Here is a 17617-nt window from a genome sequence, read left to right as displayed (position 1 = left end):
GTCTAAGGCGCCTTCTCAAAGTCCTTTGACGCGCACTCCCCAGCGAGTGGCGCACCCCTGAGCAGCACACCTCGACCGCGCACGTCCACATCGGACGGTGTGCCGTCGCGCGCAGCCGTGGAGCAGAAGTGATCACTGTCGAAAACCTCACCAAGTCCTTCCAGGGCGTCTCCGCCCTCAACGGCGTGACCCTCGACGTCGAGGCCGGCACCGTGCTCGGTGTCGTCGGCCCGAGCGGCGCCGGCAAGTCGACGCTCGCCCGGTGCGTCGCGCTGCTGGAGCGTCCCGACTCCGGGGCGATCCGCGTCGACGGCACCGACATCACCAGCCTCGACGGCAGTGCTCTCCGCGCCGCGCGCAGGCAGATCGGCGTTGTGCCGCAAGGGGATTCGCTCCTGCGCCAGCGGACGGCGGCCGGCAACATCGCGCTGCCGCTGGAGTCCGCGGGCGTGCCCGGACCGCAGCGGCGGACGCGCGTCGGCGAGCTGCTGGACCTCGTCGGGCTCACCGACAAGGCCGCCGCGTACCCCGACCAGCTGTCCGGCGGGCAGCGTCAGCGCATCGCCGTGGCGCGTGCCCTCGCCGCCAACCCCAGCGTTCTCCTCGCGGACGAGCCCACCAGCGCGCTCGACCCCGAGACGACCGGCTCCGTGCTGACCGTGCTCGACCGTGCGCGCGCTGAGCTCGGTGTGACCGTGCTCGTCGTCACGCACGACATGGGCGTGGTCCGGAAGATCTGCGACGACGTGGCCGTGCTGGAGCAGGGCAAGGTCGTCGAACACGGCAAGGTGCTCGACCTGGTCAACAACCCGGGCAGCCGCACGAGCAGCTCGCTGCTGCCCGCCGTGGACCTCAACCCGATCAACGAGAACGCCTACGACCGCGTCGCGGACGTCGTGCTCGTCGGGTTCGCCGCGGTCGGCGCGCTGCTGCCCGAGGCCGCGCACCGGTTCGGGGTCGAGCTCAACATCGTGGGCGGTGGCCTGACGCGCCTCGGCGAGACGCCGGTCGCGCGCTTCCGGCTCGGCCTGAACGGTGAGCGGTCCGACTCCGCGCTGGAGTGGATCGGCGAGGCCGGCGGCGCTGTGCAGAGGTCCCTGAAGGGGCCGCAGGGAGTAGCTGCGTGAGGTCTGCAACACCCTGGTCCGACGTGATCGCTTATCTCGTCGAGGCCACCGGAGAAACGCTGTACATGGTCGGCGTCTCCACGGTCATCGCAACACTGCTCGGCGTTCCCGTTGGTGTCTGGCTGCAGCTCACCGCCAAGGGTGGGCTGCGGCCGAACGCCGCGGTGCACAGGATCCTCAGCTTCGTCACCGACCTGGGCCGCTCGATGCCGTTCATCGTGCTGCTCGTGGCGCTCACGTCGGTCACCCGGCTCATCGTGGGCGGCTCCATCGGCAGCACGGCGGTCATCGTGCCGCTGGCCGTGGGAGCGATCCCATTCGTCGGCAGGCTCGTGCAGAACATCCTGTCCGAGGTGCACGTGACCGTGGTGGAAGCCGCGATCACGACCGGGGCGAGCACCCTGCGGATCGTGCGCAGCGTGCTCATCCGCGAGTCGTTGCCCGCCCTGATCAACGCCATCGGCGTCACCGTGATCGCCCTCATCGGGTACTCGGCGATGGCCGGCGTGATCGGCGGCGGTGGTCTCGGCGACCTGGCGATCCGCGAGGGCTACCAGCGCTTCAACGACCGGATCCTGTGGAGCACCGTGGCGTGGCTCGCCGTGCTCACCACCGTGATCCAGCTCGGTTTCACCCGTGCCGCCCGTGCGTCCGACCGGCGCCGGCACGCCTCAGTCTGACCCGTAGAAATTTCTCAAAAGGAACGTCATGCGTATTCGTGCTGCCCTGATCGCAGTCGCTTTGACCGGTATCACCGCTTTGTCCGCCTGCTCGGCCGGTACGTCGAGTGCCTCCGACACGCTCAAGGTCGGCGTCTCGCCGGTTCCGCACGCCCAGATCCTCAAGTACGTGGCCGACAACCTCGCCGCGCAGAAGGGCCTGAAGATCGAGGTCGTCGAGTTCACCGACTACGTGCAGCCGAACACGGCGCTGGTCGACGGGTCGCTCGACGCCAACTACTTCCAGACCGTCCCGTACCTGGAGACGTTCACGAAGGAGAGCGGCGCCAAGGTCGAGTGGGTCCAGCCCGTCCACGTCGAACCGCTCGGCCTCTACTCCAAGAAGGTCAAGAAGCTCGACGAGCTGCCGGCCGGGGCCAAGGTCGCCGTCGCCAACGACGCCACCAACGAGGCCCGCGGCCTGAAGCTGCTGGAGGCCAACGGCCTGATCAAGCTCAAGCCCGTCGACCAGCCCACGGTCCGCGACCTGGCGGAGAACCCCAAGAACCTCCAGTTCGTGCCCCTGGAGGCCGCTCAGCTGCCGCGTTCGCTCGACGACACCGACGCGTCCGTCATCAACGGCAACTACGCGATCGACGCCGGCCTCAAGCCCGCCACCGACTCGCTCGCGCTGGAGAAGGCCGAGGGCAACCCGAACGCGAACGGCCTGGTCACCCGCACCGAGCTCAAGGGCGACAAGCGGATCAAGGACCTCGCGGAGCTGCTCGGATCGCAGCAGGTCAAGGACTACATCAAGCAGACGTTCGACGGTTCCGTCATTCCGGTGTGACATCGGCAGTGGCCGGGGGAGGAGTCCGGCGGGCCAGAACGCCCGTAGGCTGACGTGGTGCTCGCAGTCGTTCCTCCCCCGGTCACAGTTCGCGTCCCGGCCAAGGTCAACCTGCACCTGGCCGTGGGTGACGTGCGCCCGGACGGTTACCACGACCTGGTGACGATCTTCCAGGCGCTGTCGCTGGTGGACGAGGTCACGGTCGCGGTGGCCGACGAGCCAGGCGTCGAGGTGCACGGCGAGGGCGCCGACCAGGTGCCCACCGGAGCCTCCAACCTCGCCTGGCGCGCCGTCCAGCTGCTGGCCGCGCACGTCGGCAAGGACGCGGACGACCCCAAGGTCCGCGTCGTCATCCGCAAGGCCATCCCGGTCGCGGGCGGCATGGCGGGAGGCAGCGCGGACGCGGCGGCGACGCTCGTCGGCCTGTCGTCCTTGTGGCGCCTCGACATCAGCCGCGACGAACTGGCCGAACTGGCCGGCAAGCTCGGCGCCGACGTCCCGTTCGCCCTCTACGGCGGAACGGCGCTCGGCACCGGCCGCGGCGAGCGGATCGTGCCCGTGCTGGCCCGCCACCAGTTCCACTGGGTGCTGGCGTTCGACCGCCGCGGACTGTCCACTCCGGACGTCTTCGACGAGCTGGACCGCCTGCGCACGGAGGGAGATCCGCCCCGCGTGGGCGAGGTCGAGGCAGTGCTGGAGGGTCTCTCCTCCGGCGACCCGCGCCAGCTCGCGCTGCTGCTCGGCAACGACCTCCAGGCCGCCGCCGTGTCGTTGCGGCCCAACCTGCGCCGCACGCTCCGCGCGGGCGTCGACGCGGGCGCGCTCGCCGGCATCGTGTCCGGTTCCGGCCCCACGACGGCGTTCCTGTGCGAGGACGGCGATGCCGCGGTGAAGGTGGCCGCCGAGCTCGCCGGCGCCGGGGTGTGCCGGACCGTCCGGGTCGCGCACGGGCCGGTGCCCGGTGCCCGCGTGATCACGACGGAGGAGCCGAAGCCGACGCCGCCCGAGGTGCACGCGTAGTAGTCCGTCCGGACGATCGCACGCCGCGGGCACGCTCCCCGGGTCAAGGCTGGCGATCAGGACCTTTGGCCCCGCTGGGTAGCCTTCAGCGGGGTTCTTTCTTCCGAAGTCGTGAGGTTTTGATGGCCAACCTGGTCAACCTGGAGTCCGTGGCGAAGTCGTTCGGCGTCCGGCCGCTGCTCGACCGCGTGTCGCTCGGCGTCAACGAGGGCGACCGCATCGGCGTCGTCGGCCTGAACGGCGGCGGCAAGACGACGCTGCTCGAGGTCCTGGCCGGGGTGGAGCCCGCGGACGACGGCAGGGTGTCCCGGTCGCGCGACCTGCGGATGGCCGTCGTGACGCAGCGGACCGAGCTGCCGGAGGGCTCGACCGTGCGCAACGCGGTGATCGACCCGCTCGGCTTCGACGCCGAGCACGAGTGGGCCTCCGACGCCCGCGTCCGGTCCATTTTGGACGGTCTGGGGATCACCGCGCTGGGCCTCGACTCCGTGGTCTCGCGGATGTCCGGTGGCGAACGGCGCCGCGTCGTCCTCGCGGCCGCGCTGATCCAGGACCTCGAGCTCCTCGTGCTCGACGAGCCGACCAACCACCTCGACGTCGAGGGCGTGCGGTGGCTCGCGGAACACCTGCTGTCCCGCAAGTGCGCGCTCGTCGTCGTCACCCACGACCGGTGGTTCCTCGACACGGTCTGCAACCGCACGTGGGAAGTGGTGAACGGCAAGGTCGAGCAGTACGAGGGCGGCTACGCCGACTGGATCTTCGCCCGCGCCGAACGGCAGCGGCTCGCGGACACGCTCGAGGAGAAGCGGCAGAACCTGGCGCGCAAGGAGCTCGCCTGGTTGCGCCGCGGTGCCCCCGCGCGGACCTCCAAGCCCCGCTACCGGATCGAGGCCGCCGAGGCGTTGATCGCGGACGTGCCTCCGTTGCGGGACAACGTGGAGCTGCTCGCGTTCGCGAAGAAGCGGCTGGGCCGCACGGTCATCGAGATCGAGGACGCCACACTGTCCATTCCGGACCGGGTGCTGGTGCGCGACCTGACGTGGCGGATCGGGCCCGGCGAGCGGATCGGTCTGGTCGGCGTCAACGGATCGGGCAAGACCACGCTGCTGAAGCTGCTCGCCGGAGAGCGCGAAACCGAGACGGGCAAGCGGATCCAGGGTTCGACCGTCAAGATCGCGCACCTGTCGCAGGAGCTGCTCGACCTCAACGGGTCGATGCGCGTGCTGGAGGCGATCGAGGAGGTCGCGCGGCGCGTCGTGCTCGGCAAGTACGAGATGTCGGCCTCGCAGCTCGGTGAGCGCTTCGGGTTCTCGTCGCAGAAGCAGTGGACGCCCGTCTCCGACCTCTCCGGTGGCGAACGCCGCCGGCTGCAGCTGTGCCGGTTGCTGATGGCCGAGCCGAACGTCCTGCTGCTCGACGAGCCGACGAACGACCTCGACATCGACACGTTGCAGCAGCTGGAAGACCTGCTCGACTCCTGGGCCGGCACGCTCGTCGTGATCTCGCACGACCGCTACCTCGTCGAGCGCGTCTGCGACAAGGTCGTCGCGTTGTTCGGCGACGGTGGCCTGACCGAGCTGCCCGGCGGCATCGAGGAGTACCTGAAGCGCCGCGACTCGCTGCGGGACAGGGAGAACGCCACCGCCGCGCCCGCCGCCGAGAAGGCGCCGTCGAACGCGGCCGACCAGCGGGCCGCCCGCAAGGAGCTGGCCAGGCTGGAACGCCGGCTCGAGGTGCTGCACAAGAAGGAAGCCGAGCTGCACGCGGCACTCGCCGAGGCCGCGACCGAGCCTGACCGGCTGCTGAAGCTCGACGCCGAGCTCCGCGCCGTGCTGGCGGAGGAGTCCGAAGTGGAGACCGCCTGGATGGTCGCGGCGGAGGTCGTGGAGGGCTAGCGGCGCGGCCCGCACCGGGCCGCGCGTCCTAGCGTCCCTTGCGGCGCAGCTGTTCGGCGAGCTGGGGCAGCAGCTCGTCGATGAACGCCGTGTCGTAGCCCTGCCCGGACAGCAGCGCGTAGCTGAAGCGTGCCTTCATGACCTCGTCGGAGGACGCGCCGAGCATGCCGTCGAGCGCGACGCCGATCTCCTCCAGCATCCGGTCGACCTGCGCGGTGCGGTAGCCGCGCTGGCCGGACGCCGCCTGCGGGATCCGCAGCTGGCGCAGGTCCTTCCACGACTTCACCTGCGGCATGCTGCTGCGCATCGGCCCGGAGAGCTGCTGCTCGATCGCGGTGAGGAACGCGTCGACCTCGGTCTCGTCATACCCGCGTCGTCCGATGAGCGGACGGGAGAACCGGATGTCGCGGACGTCCTTCGCGGTCAGGTTGTCCTGGCCGAGCAGCGTCGCCTCGATGCGGTCGAGGAACGCGTCCACCTGGGACTCCTGGTAGCCGCGGCGGCCGCGGGGAGGGCGGTGGAACGCGATGTCGCGGATGTCGGCGGCGGTGAGCTTCGGCGAGTCGACCGCCTGGGGCGCCGCCGGCTGCTGCGCGGGCGGGCGTTGCTGGGCCTGAGAGGGCCGAGGACGCTGCTGGGGCCGCTGGGACCGTGGATCCGGCTGGGCGGAGCGTTGCTGCGGCCGTTGTTGCTGCTGGGGCAGCGGAGGGAGCACCGTGGTGGGCGGGCCCGTGTCGCGCGGGGGCGGGGCGACCTCGAACATCAGGACCACGAGGTCGAGGAACGTGTCGACGTCTTCCTCGTCGTAGCCGAACGTGCCGGGCGCGGTCTCGCCGAACACGGCGTCCTGCACCTGCTGGGCGGTCAGGTTGTCCCTGCCGCGCAGGGTCTGCTCGATGCGGTCGAGGAACGCGTCGATCTGCCCCTCGTGGTACCCGCGGGTCCCCGGTCTGGGCTTGTGGAAGCGCACGGCGGCGACGTCGTCCGGCGATAACCGGACCGCCGGTCTCATCGCCTGCGACGTGGCGTGCGCGCCCTTGGCGGGCGCAGAGGCCTGCTGGCGTTGCGGAGTGGACCGCAGCGTGTCCGCCACGAGCTCCATGAAGACGTTGACCTCGTTCACGTCGTAGCCCGGGTCGCGGGTCGCCGTGCTGAACTTGACGTTGAGGACGTCTTCGCGCGTGAGGATGTCCTTGCTCTTCATGGTGCCCTCGACCCTGTCGAGGAACGCGTCCACCTCAGCCGCGTCGTAGCCGCGCTGCCCACTGGGGGGACGGTGGAACGCGACCAGTGCCACGTCCTGCGCGGAGAGCAGAGGAGCCGGATGCGCGGGTAGACGATGCTGCGCTCCGGGACCGCCCCGATCCACCAATGACCTCCTCCTGCGTACCTGTACTGGGGAGTATCGCGTTTCGCGTGGCATAACGTTTCGCCCTGATGGACCAAACGGCGCCACTACGATCGCGAACATGAGTCAGTTCGTGGATGTGATGCTGGCGACGGCCTCCAACGGCCGGGACAGGGGCATGACGACGGGTGAACCCGCCGCGCCCGTCCGCCGGACCTGGGCCGAGGTGCACGAACGCGCCCGGCGGATGGCCGGTGCGCTCGACGTGGCGCCGGGCACCGCGATCGCCGTGCTCGCCGCCGAACCAGCCGTGATCGCCCCAGCCGTGCAGGCCGCATGGCTGTGTGGTGGCAGCGTCACGATGTTGCATCAACCCACACCACGCACCGACCTGGCCGAGTGGGCCGAGGACACGCTGCGGGTGCTCGCCATGATCGATTCGCGTCTGGTCCTGCTCGGCAGCCCTTTCGACGCCCTGGCTGCCGTTCTGGACCAGCACGGAGTGCCGTACCGACTGCTCTCCGAACTCGACGCGGAACCGATCGCTGCTCCTGTTCCCACCGACGAGGATGCCACGGCACTGCTGCAGTTGACGAGTGGCTCCACCGCCGATCCCAAGGCGGTGCGAATCACGCACCGCAACCTGATGGCCAACGCGCGCGGCATGGAGATCGCGGCGGCCCTCGACCCCGAGTCCGACGTGATGGTCTCCTGGCTGCCTTTGTTCCACGACATGGGCATGGTCGGCTTCCTGACCGTGCCGATGCTCTTCGGCCTGGAACTGGTGAAGGTCACCCCTGTCGACTTCCTGTCGCGCCCGACGTTGTGGGCCGACCTGATCACCCGGTACAAGGGCACGATCACCGCTGCTCCGAACTTCGCCTACGCCATCGTGGCTCGTCGGCTGGCCTCTTCTTCCGACTCCTTCGACCTGTCGTCGATGCGGCTGGCGTTGAACGGGGCCGAGCCGATCGACCCGGCCGCTGTCCAGGCGTTCGTGGTGGCCGGCGAGCGCTTCGGGCTGCGTCCCGAGTCGATCCTGGCGGCCTACGGCATGGCGGAGACCACTCTGGGTGTGGCTTTCGCGCCGTTGTTCACCGGTCTGTCGGTGGACGTCGTGGACGCCGAATCGTTGGAGGCCACGCACCGCGCGGTACCCACTGAGGGTGGGCGTGCGTTCCCGTTGCTGGGGCCGCCGTTGCCGGGGCTGGAGCTGCGGGTGGTGTCGGACTCGGGTGACGTGCTGGGCGTGCGGGACGTCGGTGAGTTGCAGATCCGCGGTGAGGCGGTGACTCCCGGGTACCTGACCGTGGACGGTCCTCTGGCCACTCAGGACGCTGAGGGCTGGCTGTCCACCGGGGACCTCGGCTACCTGGTGGAGGACGGCCAGGTCGTCGTCTGCGGGCGGCGCAAGGACGTCATCATCATGGGCGGGCGGAACATCTATCCGACCGATGTGGAGCGTGCGGCCTGTTCCGTCGAAGGTGTCCGGGCCGGCAACGCCGTTGCCGTTCGGCTGGACGCCGGGACGCAGCGGGAGCGGTTCGCCGTCGTGCTGGAGTCGAAGCTCGCCGGGGACGCCGAGGCCGAGAAGGACCTGGTCAAGCAGGTGACGGCGCGGGTGGTGGACGCGGTCGGGCTGCGGCCGTTCGCCGTGGTGGTGCAGCCGCCGGGGACTTTGCCGAAGACGCCGTCCGGCAAGCTGCGCCGGTCCGCGGCGGCCGAACTGGTCTAGCTAGTGGTAGGTGTTCTGCGCGGCTTCGAGGCCCTTGGTGACCAGGGCCTCGGCCGCGTCGGCCGCCCGGTCGACCTCCAGGGCCAGCTGCTTGCGCTCGACCGTCGAGAAGTCCTTCAGGACGTAGTCGGCGGGGTCCTGGCGGCCGGACGGGCGGTCCACGCCGAAGCGCAGGCGGTGGTAGTCCTTGGTGGCCAGGGACTTCGTGATGGAGCGGAGTCCGTTGTGGCCGTTGTCGCCGCCGCCCAGCTTCATCCGCAGCTGCGCGAACGGCAGGTCCAGCTCGTCGTGGACGACGACGATGGTGGTGGGCTTGAAGAACTTGACGGCGCTCGCGACGGGGCCGCCGGAGAGGTTCATGAAGCTGCGGGGCTTGGCGAGCACGACGCGGTGGCCTTGGAGGCGGCCCTCGACGATCTCCGCGCCTGACTTGTGGGCCTTGAACTTGCCGCCCACGCGTGCGGCCAGCTCGTCGAGGACGAGGAAGCCGATGTTGTGGCGGTTGCCCTCGTACTTGGGGCCTGGGTTGCCCAGCCCGACGATGAGGGCGAGGTCAGCGTCCACGGAACCGCAACTCCTGCTCGAGATCGTCCAGCAACGTGTCCACGGCCTGCACCTGGTACCCCTTGCCCAGCAGGCCGGACGTGGTGCTGAACCGGGTGTTGCGGACCTCGGTGGAGGTCATGGAGCCCCGGCCGTCCAGGTTGGCCGCGGCGCGGGCGATGAAGGCGTCGACCTCGGCGCGATCGTAGCCGGTGCCGGTCTTGCCGAGCTTGCGCGCGTGCAGGTCCTCACCGGAGTTGAGGCCGGTCGGCGGCACGATGCCGTTGCGGACCTGGTGCTCCAGCAGGTGCAGCACGCCGTCGACGCTGAGCGGGTCGTAGCCGTTCGGGACCGCGGCGAACCTGACGGTGCGCACGTGGTCCGGGTTCAGCCGCAGCCTGCCGGCCAGCGCGTCGGCGACGATCTGCAGGAACTCGTTGACCTGGTCCGGGTCGTAGCCCTGGCGCTTGCGGCGGAAGGTCTTCGACCGGACATCGGCCGGGCTGAGGTACTGCAACGGCGCGCCGCCCCCCTCGTGAGGAGGCGACGCGCCGTCGTTTCTGCCCGACGTGATGGGGCTCAGTCTTCCTCGGTGGCCTCGGCCGGAGCGGCCGCCTCGTCACCCTCGAGCTGCGCCGCGGACGGCGCCTCGTTCACGGCGACGATCAGGGCCTCGGCGTCGGTGGCCAGGGTGACACCCTTCGGCAGCTCCAGGTCACCGGCGTGGATCTGGGTGCCGGCCTCCTTGCCCTCGATCGAGAGCTCGACCTGCTCCGGGATGTTGAGGGCGTCGGCCTCGACGGTGATCGTCGTGGCGTCCTGCGTGACGAGCGTGCCCGACTGGGCCTCACCGGTCACGACGACGGGGATGTCGACGGTGACCTTCTCGCCGCGCTTCACGAGCAGCAGGTCGACGTGCTCGATGTAGTTCTTGATCGGGTGCGTGGTGACGGTCTTGGTGAGCGCCAGCTCAGCCGCGCCGTCGAGGGCGAGGGTGAGGACGGCGTTCTGACCGTGCTCGCGGACCACACGGGCGAACTCCAGCGCCGGCAGGGCCAGGTGCTTGGGGTCGGAACCGTGGCCGTAGAGCACCGCGGGGATCTTGCCGGCGCGACGGGTGCGGCGGGCTGCGCCCTTGCCGAATTCGGTGCGCTGCTCAGCGGCGAGACGAACCTCGGACACGGTGGGGTACTCCTTACAAGTCTGGCCTTGTACGTCGGGGCGGTGCACAAGTATCAGTGGTTCAGCGTGTTCAGCTCTGGGTGGTGGCCTGCGGCGGCGAGCAGCGCGGAACAGGGGTCAACACGCGCGGCATCAAGCCACCGCGTCGATCACGCCGAGCTGGGTAGCTCGCCCTCGCCGAGGCAACCCGACCAGTGTAGGTGAGTGCGGGTCGGAGGTGGTAATCGGGGGTGTGTCACGGGTGGGTGAATGTGCGCGGGTCGGGTTGCGGGGTGGGTGCGGGTCGGCTTTGGCGGGTGCGGGGTGCCGGTTCTGCGGGGCGGTTCCTGTTGTGGCGGGGGTTGGTCGCGTTCCTGGGGTTGGGCTGCGGTTGCGAGGGTGGTCCATCAGGCAGTGACGAAGTGCGGGGTGGCGATTGGGGCTTGACTTCGGGGCCCTTGCGAGGCGCTTGTCGGACCGGAAAAGGCCGGGAAGAACGCCCGGCCGAGCCACAAGTGGTAGCACCTCGCACCCAAAGTCAAGCCCCAATCGCAATCGATGGGTCCGACCGCTGACCAGCCGGGCAGCAGCCCGTTCGGGCTCGCCTGCGGCATCGCGTGCCAGGACTCGTAGGTGGTTGGCTTGGTTGTTGGCTGTCCGGTTGGCACCACGCGCCGGGCCTGCGTGCGTGGTCGGGTTGCGTTGGCGGCTGCGGTTGGGTGCGCGCGTTCGGCCTGCGTACGTGGCTGGGGCTGCGCTGACGGCTGCGCTGACGGCTGCGGTTGGGTGTGCGCGTTCGGCCTGCGTGCGTGGTCGCCCTGCGTTGGCGACTGCGATTTGGCCGGAGTGTCAGACCTCGTCGGTACGTTGGGTCGCGGGGGAGCCTGAGCGCGAGGGGACCTCTGCGCCAGCCTGCCTGCTCATGCAGAAGGGCCTCCCGCTGTCCGTGTGGACTGCGGAAGGCCCTGTGCGAGCGTGGGTCAGGCGTTGCCGTCGAACAGCGACGTGACGGAGCCGTCCTCGAACACTTCCTGGATCACGCGGGCCAGCAGCGGCGCGATGGACAGGACGGTCATGTTCGGGAAGCGCTTCTCCGCCGGGATCGGCAGCGTGTCGGTGAACACGACCTCGCGGGCGCCCGAGTCCTGCAGGCGCTGGGTGGCGGGGCCGGAGAGGATGCCGTGCGTCGCGGCGATGACCACGTCGGAGGCGCCCTCGTTCAGGAGCTGCTTGACGGCGCCGGCGATGGTGCCGCCGGTGTCGACCATGTCGTCGATCACGATGCAGAGGCGGCCCTCGACCTTGCCGACGACCCTGTTCGAGACGACCTCGTTGGGGCGGAGCGGGTCGCGGGTCTTGTGGATGAACGCGATCGGCGCGCCGCCGAGGGTGTCCGCCCACTTCTCGGCCAGCTTGGTGCGACCGGAGTCGGGGGAGACGACGGTGATCTCGTGGCCCGCGTACTTGCCGCGGATGTGGTCTGCCAGCAGCGGCATGGCCCACAGGTGGTCGACCGGGCCGTCGAAGAAGCCCTGGATCTGGGCCGTGTGCAGGTCCACGGAGACGAGGCGGTCGGCGCCCGCGGTCTTGAACAGGTCGGCGACGAGGCGCGCGGAGATCGGCTCGCGGCCGCGGTGCTTCTTGTCCTGCCGGCTGTACGGGTAGAACGGCATGATCACGGTGATGCGCTTGGCCGAGGCGCGCTTGAGGGCGTCGACCATGATCAGCTGTTCCATCAGCCACTGGTTGATGGGCGCGGTGTGCGACTGGATGACGAAGGCGTCGCAGCCGCGGACGGACTCCTCGAAGCGGACGAAGATCTCGCCGTTCGCGAAGTCGTAGGCGGACTGCGGGGTCACCGTGACGTTGAGGTGCTTCGAGACCTCTTCAGTCAACTCCGGATAGGCACGCCCGCCGAAGAGCATCAGGTTCTTCTTCGGTGTGCCGGGCATCTGCGGGTTCACAGTCAGCGACCCTCCTCTGTCTTCTCGTCGGCATTCTGCTTCGCCAGGGCCTCGGCTGCCGCCTGAGCCGCGGCCGTTCCCTCGCGACGGCTGAGTACCCAGCCCTCGAGGTTGCGCTGAGGGCCTCCGGACACGGCGAGCGCGCCCGGCGGGACGTTGCGGCGCAGGACCGTGCCCGCGCCCGTGTACGCGCCGTCGCCCACGGTCACCGGCGCCACGAACATGTTGTCCGAGCCGGTGCGGCAGTGGGAACCGACGATCGTGCGGTGCTTGTTCACGCCGTCGTAGTTGACGGTGACCGAGGCCGCGCCGATGTTGCTGTGCTCGCCGATCGTGGCGTCGCCGATGTAGGACAGGTGGGGGACCTTCGAACCGGCGCCGATCTGCGAGTTCTTGGTCTCGACGAACGTGCCGATCTTGCCCTTGACCCCTAGAGACGTGCCTGGGCGCAGGTAGGCGAACGGGCCGACGGACGCGTTGTCGCCGATCACCGAGTCGCTGCCGTGGGTGCGGACGACCGACGCGCCCTCACCCACCGTCACGCCGGACAGCGTCGTGTCCGGCCCGACGACCGCACGCGCGCCGACCACCGTGCCCGCGCGGAGCTGCACGTTCGGCTCGATCAACGCGTCCTGGCCGACGGTCACGTCCGCGTCCACCCACACCGAGGCGGGGTCGACGACGGTGACGCCACCGCGCATCAGGCCCTCGACGATGCGGCGGTTCATCTCGGCGCCGACGGCCGCGAGCTGCACGCGGTCGTTGATGCCCTCGACCAGCCACCGGTCGGACGCGATCAGCGCGCCGACGCGCAGACCGTCGCCGCGGGCGATGCCCAGCACGTCGGTCAGGTAGAGCTCGCCCTGCGCGTTGTCGGTGGACAACCGCGAGAGCCCGTCGCGCAGCACCGCCGCGTCGAACGCGTACACGCCCGAGTTGATCTCGGTGATGAGCTGCTCGGTGGAGGAGGCGTCCTTCTGCTCGACGATCCGCACCACGGTGCCGTCGGAGTCGCGGACGATCCGGCCGTACCCGGTGGGGTTCTCCACCACGGCCGTCAGGACGGTGACCGCGTTGCCCGCTTCCGAGTGCTCGGCGAGCAGGGCGGCGAACGTCTGGGTGTCCAGCAGCGGCACGTCGCCGTAGCTGACGATCACCGTGCCGCCGAGGTCGTCCGGCAGCTCGGCGAGGCCGCACGAGACCGCGTGGCCCGTGCCCTTCTGCTCGGCCTGCACGGCGACGGTGACCTTGCGGCCCAACGCCCCGGCGAGAGTGTCCAGATGCTCAGTGACTGCTTCACGGCCGTGTCCGACGACGACGGCCAGGTGGTCGGGGTCTGTGCCGGCCGCCGCGCGCACCGCGTGTTCGACGAGTGAGCGTCCGGCGATCCGATGCAGCACCTTGGGCGTGGACGACCGCATGCGGGTGCCTTCCCCGGCGGCGAGCACGACCGTGCTGACAGGGCCCTCGAGCATCAATGCTCTCCCTAACAGGCTGGGTGGTTCGAAGTCCGCCGACCAGCCTAGGCCTCCGCGGACGGCTCTCCAGCCACCGCGGCCACCTGGCAGCCACCCTGGCGCTTCGCCACGTACATCGCCGAGTCCGCCCTCGACAGGGCCTGGTTCGCTGTTTCGCGGGGTCGCAGGGAGATCACGCCGACCGACAGCGTCACCCCTCTGGAGAGGTCGATTGGCAGGCCTGCCACGGCATCCACGGCCCTGCCCAGTGCGGCTTCCGCGGCGTGCAGAGGGGCGCCCGGCAGCAGCACGACGAACTCGTCACCGCCGTAGCGGGCCACCATGTCGTCACCCCGCAGGGCCTGCCGGAGTGTGCTGGCAATCACCCGGAGGACATCGTCACCCTCCGCGTGCGAATGCCGGTCGTTCACGCCCTTGAAGCCGTCGAGGTCGACCAGCGCGATCGAGAACGGGTCGACCTGACCGGCGATGAGCTCGCCCATCTTGTCGTCGAGCGCGCGCCGGTTCGGCAGCCCCGTCAGCGGGTCCTGCAACGCCTGCTGCGCGATCTGGCCGTGCGCGCGCGTCAGCCGTTCGTGTTCGCGGCGGGTCTGCAACGTGGCCACGCGCGACTCGCGCATCTGCCACAGCTCCAGTTCCAGGGCCGCGTTGTACGCCTGCAACGCCGACGTCGTGTGCGGGCCGCAGAGGTGCGCGTACTCGCGTTCGAGCGACAGCACCAGCGACGGTTCCGACGTGTCGTGCTCCATCTGCGTGCGGGTGTCGTCGAGGACCTTCAGCGCGTCGTCCAGCCGGTTCGCCTCGACGAGGCACCTGGCCAGCGCGATCGCGACGATGATCAGCTCCCGCGCGTACATCGACAGGCCGCGCAACGACCACAGCCGGTCGAGGTGGCGTTCGGCCGGGTGCGTGAGCGCGTGGGCGGCGCCGAGGATCGGCACCTGCTCGGCGGCGTCGAGGTCGCGCCTGCCGGGGTGCAGCGACTGCCGGAACGGCACCTCGGCGGCCTCGGCGAGCCCGGACGCCATCTTGAACTGCTCGCCGGCGTCGTCGTGCAGGTTCACCCGTTCGAGGCGCAGGCCCCAGCCGATCCGGAGCCGGGCGCGGTTGACCAGGTGCACGTAGATCTGGTGGGGCTGGCCGCTCTCGCGCAACGCGTTGTTGGCGCCCGCCAGCACGTCGTCCGCCATCTCGTAGACGCCGAGCTGGGTCAGCACCAGCGCGATGTCCTGCAGCGTCGTGGCGAGCAGCTGGTCCCAGATGCGCTTGTCGAAGACCGGGTCCACGTCCGGTTCCTCGTCGAGCATCATCGCGAGCGCCGACGCGATCTCGGTCAGCGCCTTGTCCTCGGCGTTGCCCAGCAGGAACCGGCGGCCGCGCAACGCCCGCGCGTCCGCCTCCAGCACGATCAGGCCGTGCCGGCGGCAGTGCGAGAGCATCTCGTCGAGTTGCGGGTCGGACATGTCGACCAGCCCCGGCGTGACCAGCCGGACCACGGCCGCGGCTCTGAGCAGCTGCGCGACGATCCGGGGCTCTCCGCGCCCCTGCGCCTCGGCGAGGATGCGGTCGATCTCGGAGGCCGCGTCCAGCTGCGCGGCGAGGTGGCTGCTCTGGGCCACGGCGACGAGTTCGGACGCGCGGCCCACCAGCCACGCGTCGGACATCTCGTGATGGCGGTGGCCCACGTTGCCCTGCTCGTCGACCGTTTCCTCGGGCAGCTTCGCACCTCCCAAAGACACCCTGACCCTGCGCTTTCAAGGCCTTGCTCCGCCACCAGGATTCGAACCTGGACCATCTGAACCAAAATCAGAGGTGCTGCCTTTACACCATGGCGGAACGGGCGAGCTCGCGCGCGCCCAGGGCACATGTTGTCACGAGTGGTCCTCTTCTTGTCCAACCACCACTCCACCGGCCCAGTTCAAGATCACGGCTTGGTGCCGACTGACCTGGTCAGGAAGTCGCCGAGCGTCGTTCGATACGTGTCCGTCGCCACATTCCACCCCGAGGTGTGGTCGGCGCCGGGGATCTCGACGTACTGCAGCGGCCACCCGAGCCCGCTCGCCGCGGTCGCGAGGTCGCGCGACGACTGTGCGGGCACCGTCTCGTCCGCCGAGCCGTGGAAGACCAGCGTCGGGGGCTTCCGCGCGGGCGGGTTGCGGACGAGGTCGAACCGGTCGAAGTCGATGTCGGCGCGCCAGCCGGACACGAGCTCGGCGACCGGCGTGAGCCACGTCGGCACGCCCCGGTTGCTCGCCTGCAGGTCGAGCGTCTGCGTCCAGTTCGTGACGGGGGAGTCGAGCACGACCGCCTTGACGGACGCCGCGAGGCCGGACCGGGCGAGCGTCTGGCCGACGATGGCGCCGCCCATCGACCAGCCGTAGAGCACGACGTCGCGGGCGCCCTGGCTCTGCGCGTACCTGATGGCGGCCTCGACGTCGCGCCACTCGGTGTCACCCAGGTGGTAGAGGCCGTCGGGCGAGGCGGGCGAGCCCTCGTCGTTGCGGTAGGTGATCAGCAGGACGGGCAGCCCGGCGTTGTGCAGCTGCGGCACGATCCGCAGCCCCTCCTCGCGCTTGGCGCCGCGCCCGTGGACGTTGATGACCCAGGTGCCCTTGTTCTCGGCGGGCACGAGCCACGCCGGCATGTCGCCGAGCTCGGTGGGCACCGCGACGTCGCTGTAGACGAGGCCCAGCGCGGTCTTCGGGTTGCCCTCGTAGACGGCGGTCTCGATGCGCACCCTGGTGCCGTCCGGCGGCGCGCTGCCCTCCAGCACCGGCCGTTCGACGCGCCCGTCCTTCGTGCTGGTGATCTCGCCGATCTTGGCCTGGCCGCCGGACCAGATGAGGCCCAGCGTGCCCTGCTGGACCGTGGAGACGGACTCGGCCAGCACGACCGACTGACCTTGGCTGCCCAGCGCGGTGTCCGGGTACCGACCGGCCCAGCGGTCGGGTTCGAGCAGCTCGCCGCTGTAGTACCAGCCGATGCCGCCCAGGGCCGCCGTGACCAGCACGAGCAGCGCGACGAGCGAGATCGTGGTGATCCGGATGATCTTGCGTCTGGCCATCTTCGAATGATGCCTTTTCCACCCGGGGTGTGGCGAAGCGAGGGGGTCAAGGCCAAGCGCCCGTTGAAGATCGCCGACGTGTGGGCGTTGGCGATCTTGAGCTTCGGCGAGCTCGGCCAGGATCACCGCCGCGAGGTGAGCTTTGTACGCTGACTCGGTGACCAGGGTCAGGATGACGGGCAAGGAACGCCGCGAGCAGCTCCTCGACGTCTCCCGCGCCCTGTTCGCCGAGAAGGGCTTCGACGCGACCTCGATCGAGGAGATCGCCCACCGCGCGAGCGTGTCCAAGCCCGTCGTCTACGAGCACTTCGGCGGCAAGGAAGGCATCTACGCCGTCGTCGTCGACCGCGAGATGCAGCGCCTGATGGACCAGATCATGACGGCCCTGGACGGCGGCTCGCACCCCCGTGAGCTGCTGGAACAGGCCGCGTGCGCGTTGCTCGACTACATCGAGGGCTCGACCGACGGGTTCCGCATCCTGGTGCGCGACTCGCCCGTCGCGTCGTCCTCCGGGACGTTCTCGTCGTTGCTGAACGACATCGCGTCGCAGGTCGAGCACATCCTCGGCGTGCACTTCGCCCGCGGCGGCTACGACCGCAAGCTCGCCCCGCTGTACGCGCAGGCGCTCGTCGGCATGGTGGCGCTGACCGGGCAGTGGTGGCTGGAGGCGCGCAAGCCGAAGAAGGACGAGGTGGCCGCGCACCTGGTCAACCTGGCCTGGAAGGGCCTGTCCGCGATGGACCACAAGCCCAGGCTGCGCTTCGGCCGCTGAG

Annotated in this window: 15 protein-coding genes and 1 tRNA gene; 7 read left to right on the top strand and 9 right to left on the bottom strand. The window is 70.0% G+C overall.

The genetic code is table 11. The annotated features are described in order from the left end of the window. Positions 1-128: 128 nt before the first annotated feature. The 5 genes from ACQEU1_RS22975 (at position 129) to ACQEU1_RS22955 (ending at position 5551) form a co-directional block, all read left to right on the top strand. Entirely contained in the window at positions 129-1127 is a 999-nt protein-coding gene (locus ACQEU1_RS22975; protein WP_433205222.1) for a methionine ABC transporter ATP-binding protein, read from the top strand. 23 nt (positions 1128-1150) lie between these two features. Beyond that, the gene (locus ACQEU1_RS22970) at positions 1151-1807 is read left to right on the top strand and encodes a methionine ABC transporter permease (RefSeq protein WP_433205219.1); all 657 of its coding nucleotides are present in this window, start codon (positions 1151-1153) and stop codon (positions 1805-1807) included. A gap of 28 nt (positions 1808-1835) precedes the next feature. Continuing rightward, on the top strand, positions 1836-2636 hold the full coding sequence (locus ACQEU1_RS22965) for a MetQ/NlpA family ABC transporter substrate-binding protein (RefSeq protein WP_433205216.1): 801 nt from the start codon (positions 1836-1838) through the stop codon (positions 2634-2636). A gap of 57 nt (positions 2637-2693) precedes the next feature. Beyond that, the gene (locus ACQEU1_RS22960; protein WP_433205213.1) at positions 2694-3656 is read left to right on the top strand and encodes a 4-(cytidine 5'-diphospho)-2-C-methyl-D-erythritol kinase; all 963 of its coding nucleotides are present in this window, start codon (positions 2694-2696) and stop codon (positions 3654-3656) included. A 122-nt stretch (positions 3657-3778) separates the two neighbouring features. Then, on the top strand, positions 3779-5551 hold the full coding sequence (locus ACQEU1_RS22955; protein WP_433205210.1) for an ABC-F family ATP-binding cassette domain-containing protein: 1773 nt from the start codon (positions 3779-3781) through the stop codon (positions 5549-5551). 28 nt (positions 5552-5579) lie between these two features. On the opposite strand, the gene ACQEU1_RS22950 is transcribed toward ACQEU1_RS22955, so the two are convergent. After that, positions 5580-6920, bottom strand: coding sequence for a DivIVA domain-containing protein (locus ACQEU1_RS22950; RefSeq protein WP_433205207.1), 1341 nt, complete (start codon positions 6918-6920; stop codon positions 5580-5582). A 100-nt stretch (positions 6921-7020) separates the two neighbouring features. Here ACQEU1_RS22950 and ACQEU1_RS22945 point away from each other — a divergent pair, with 100 nt between their 5' ends. Continuing rightward, positions 7021-8634: a fatty acyl-AMP ligase gene (locus tag ACQEU1_RS22945; protein WP_433205204.1), complete on the top strand. Its 1614-nt coding sequence runs from the start codon at positions 7021-7023 to the stop codon at positions 8632-8634. On the opposite strand, the gene pth is transcribed toward ACQEU1_RS22945, so the two are convergent. From pth to ACQEU1_RS22905, 8 genes are all read right to left on the bottom strand, one after another. Further along, positions 8635-9198 (bottom strand): aminoacyl-tRNA hydrolase, encoded by a 564-nt coding sequence (gene pth, locus ACQEU1_RS22940; protein WP_433205201.1) that lies wholly within the window; start codon positions 9196-9198, stop codon positions 8635-8637. Continuing rightward, positions 9188-9694: a DivIVA domain-containing protein gene (locus ACQEU1_RS22935; protein ID WP_433205198.1), complete on the bottom strand. Its 507-nt coding sequence runs from the start codon at positions 9692-9694 to the stop codon at positions 9188-9190. The genes pth and ACQEU1_RS22935 overlap by 11 nt, the downstream gene beginning before the upstream one ends. 62 nt (positions 9695-9756) lie before the next feature. Then, entirely contained in the window at positions 9757-10359 is a 603-nt protein-coding gene (locus ACQEU1_RS22930; RefSeq protein WP_433205195.1) for a 50S ribosomal protein L25/general stress protein Ctc, read from the bottom strand. 959 nt (positions 10360-11318) lie between these two features. Next, the gene (locus ACQEU1_RS22925) at positions 11319-12290 is read right to left on the bottom strand and encodes a ribose-phosphate diphosphokinase (RefSeq protein WP_285643718.1); all 972 of its coding nucleotides are present in this window, start codon (positions 12288-12290) and stop codon (positions 11319-11321) included. A 14-nt stretch (positions 12291-12304) separates the two neighbouring features. After that, the gene (gene glmU, locus ACQEU1_RS22920; RefSeq protein WP_433205192.1) at positions 12305-13777 is read right to left on the bottom strand and encodes a bifunctional UDP-N-acetylglucosamine diphosphorylase/glucosamine-1-phosphate N-acetyltransferase GlmU; all 1473 of its coding nucleotides are present in this window, start codon (positions 13775-13777) and stop codon (positions 12305-12307) included. Positions 13778-13824: 47 nt separating this feature from the next. Next, positions 13825-15519: a GGDEF domain-containing protein gene (locus tag ACQEU1_RS22915; RefSeq protein ID WP_433205189.1), complete on the bottom strand. Its 1695-nt coding sequence runs from the start codon at positions 15517-15519 to the stop codon at positions 13825-13827. A gap of 26 nt (positions 15520-15545) precedes the next feature. After that, positions 15546-15616: transfer RNA gene (locus ACQEU1_RS22910), tRNA-Gln, on the bottom strand. Between the two features lie 88 nt (positions 15617-15704). After that, a complete protein-coding gene (locus tag ACQEU1_RS22905) occupies positions 15705-16844 on the bottom strand; it encodes an alpha/beta hydrolase family protein (protein WP_433205186.1) in 1140 nt (379 codons plus the stop codon). A gap of 172 nt (positions 16845-17016) precedes the next feature. On the opposite strand from ACQEU1_RS22905, the gene ACQEU1_RS22900 reads away from it, so the two are divergent. Beyond that, positions 17017-17616: a TetR/AcrR family transcriptional regulator gene (locus ACQEU1_RS22900; protein ID WP_433211678.1), complete on the top strand. Its 600-nt coding sequence runs from the start codon at positions 17017-17019 to the stop codon at positions 17614-17616. The last annotated feature ends 1 nt before the right edge of the window (position 17617 follow it).

The sequence above is a fragment of the Lentzea sp. CA-135723 genome (assembly GCF_050936595.1).
Taxonomy (GTDB): domain Bacteria; phylum Actinomycetota; class Actinomycetes; order Mycobacteriales; family Pseudonocardiaceae; genus Lentzea.
This window is presented reverse-complemented; position numbering and strand designations above follow the sequence as displayed.

Excerpts from the sequence above, each read along its gene's own strand:
- ACQEU1_RS22965 (WP_433205216.1), top strand. The coding sequence starts at position 1,836 with ATGCGTATTCGTGCTGCCCTGATCGCAGTCGCTTTGACCGGTATCACC.
- ACQEU1_RS22955 (WP_433205210.1), top strand. The coding sequence starts at position 3,779 with ATGGCCAACCTGGTCAACCTGGAGTCCGTGGCGAAGTCGTTCGGCGTC.
- ACQEU1_RS22945 (WP_433205204.1), top strand. The coding sequence starts at position 7,021 with ATGAGTCAGTTCGTGGATGTGATGCTGGCGACGGCCTCCAACGGCCGG.
- ACQEU1_RS22925 (WP_285643718.1), bottom strand. The coding sequence starts at position 12,290 with ATGCCCGGCACACCGAAGAAGAACCTGATGCTCTTCGGCGGGCGTGCC.
- glmU (WP_433205192.1), bottom strand. The coding sequence starts at position 13,777 with ATGCTCGAGGGCCCTGTCAGCACGGTCGTGCTCGCCGCCGGGGAAGGC.
- ACQEU1_RS22905 (WP_433205186.1), bottom strand. The coding sequence starts at position 16,844 with ATGGCCAGACGCAAGATCATCCGGATCACCACGATCTCGCTCGTCGCG.
- ACQEU1_RS22900 (WP_433211678.1), top strand. The coding sequence starts at position 17,017 with ATGACGGGCAAGGAACGCCGCGAGCAGCTCCTCGACGTCTCCCGCGCC.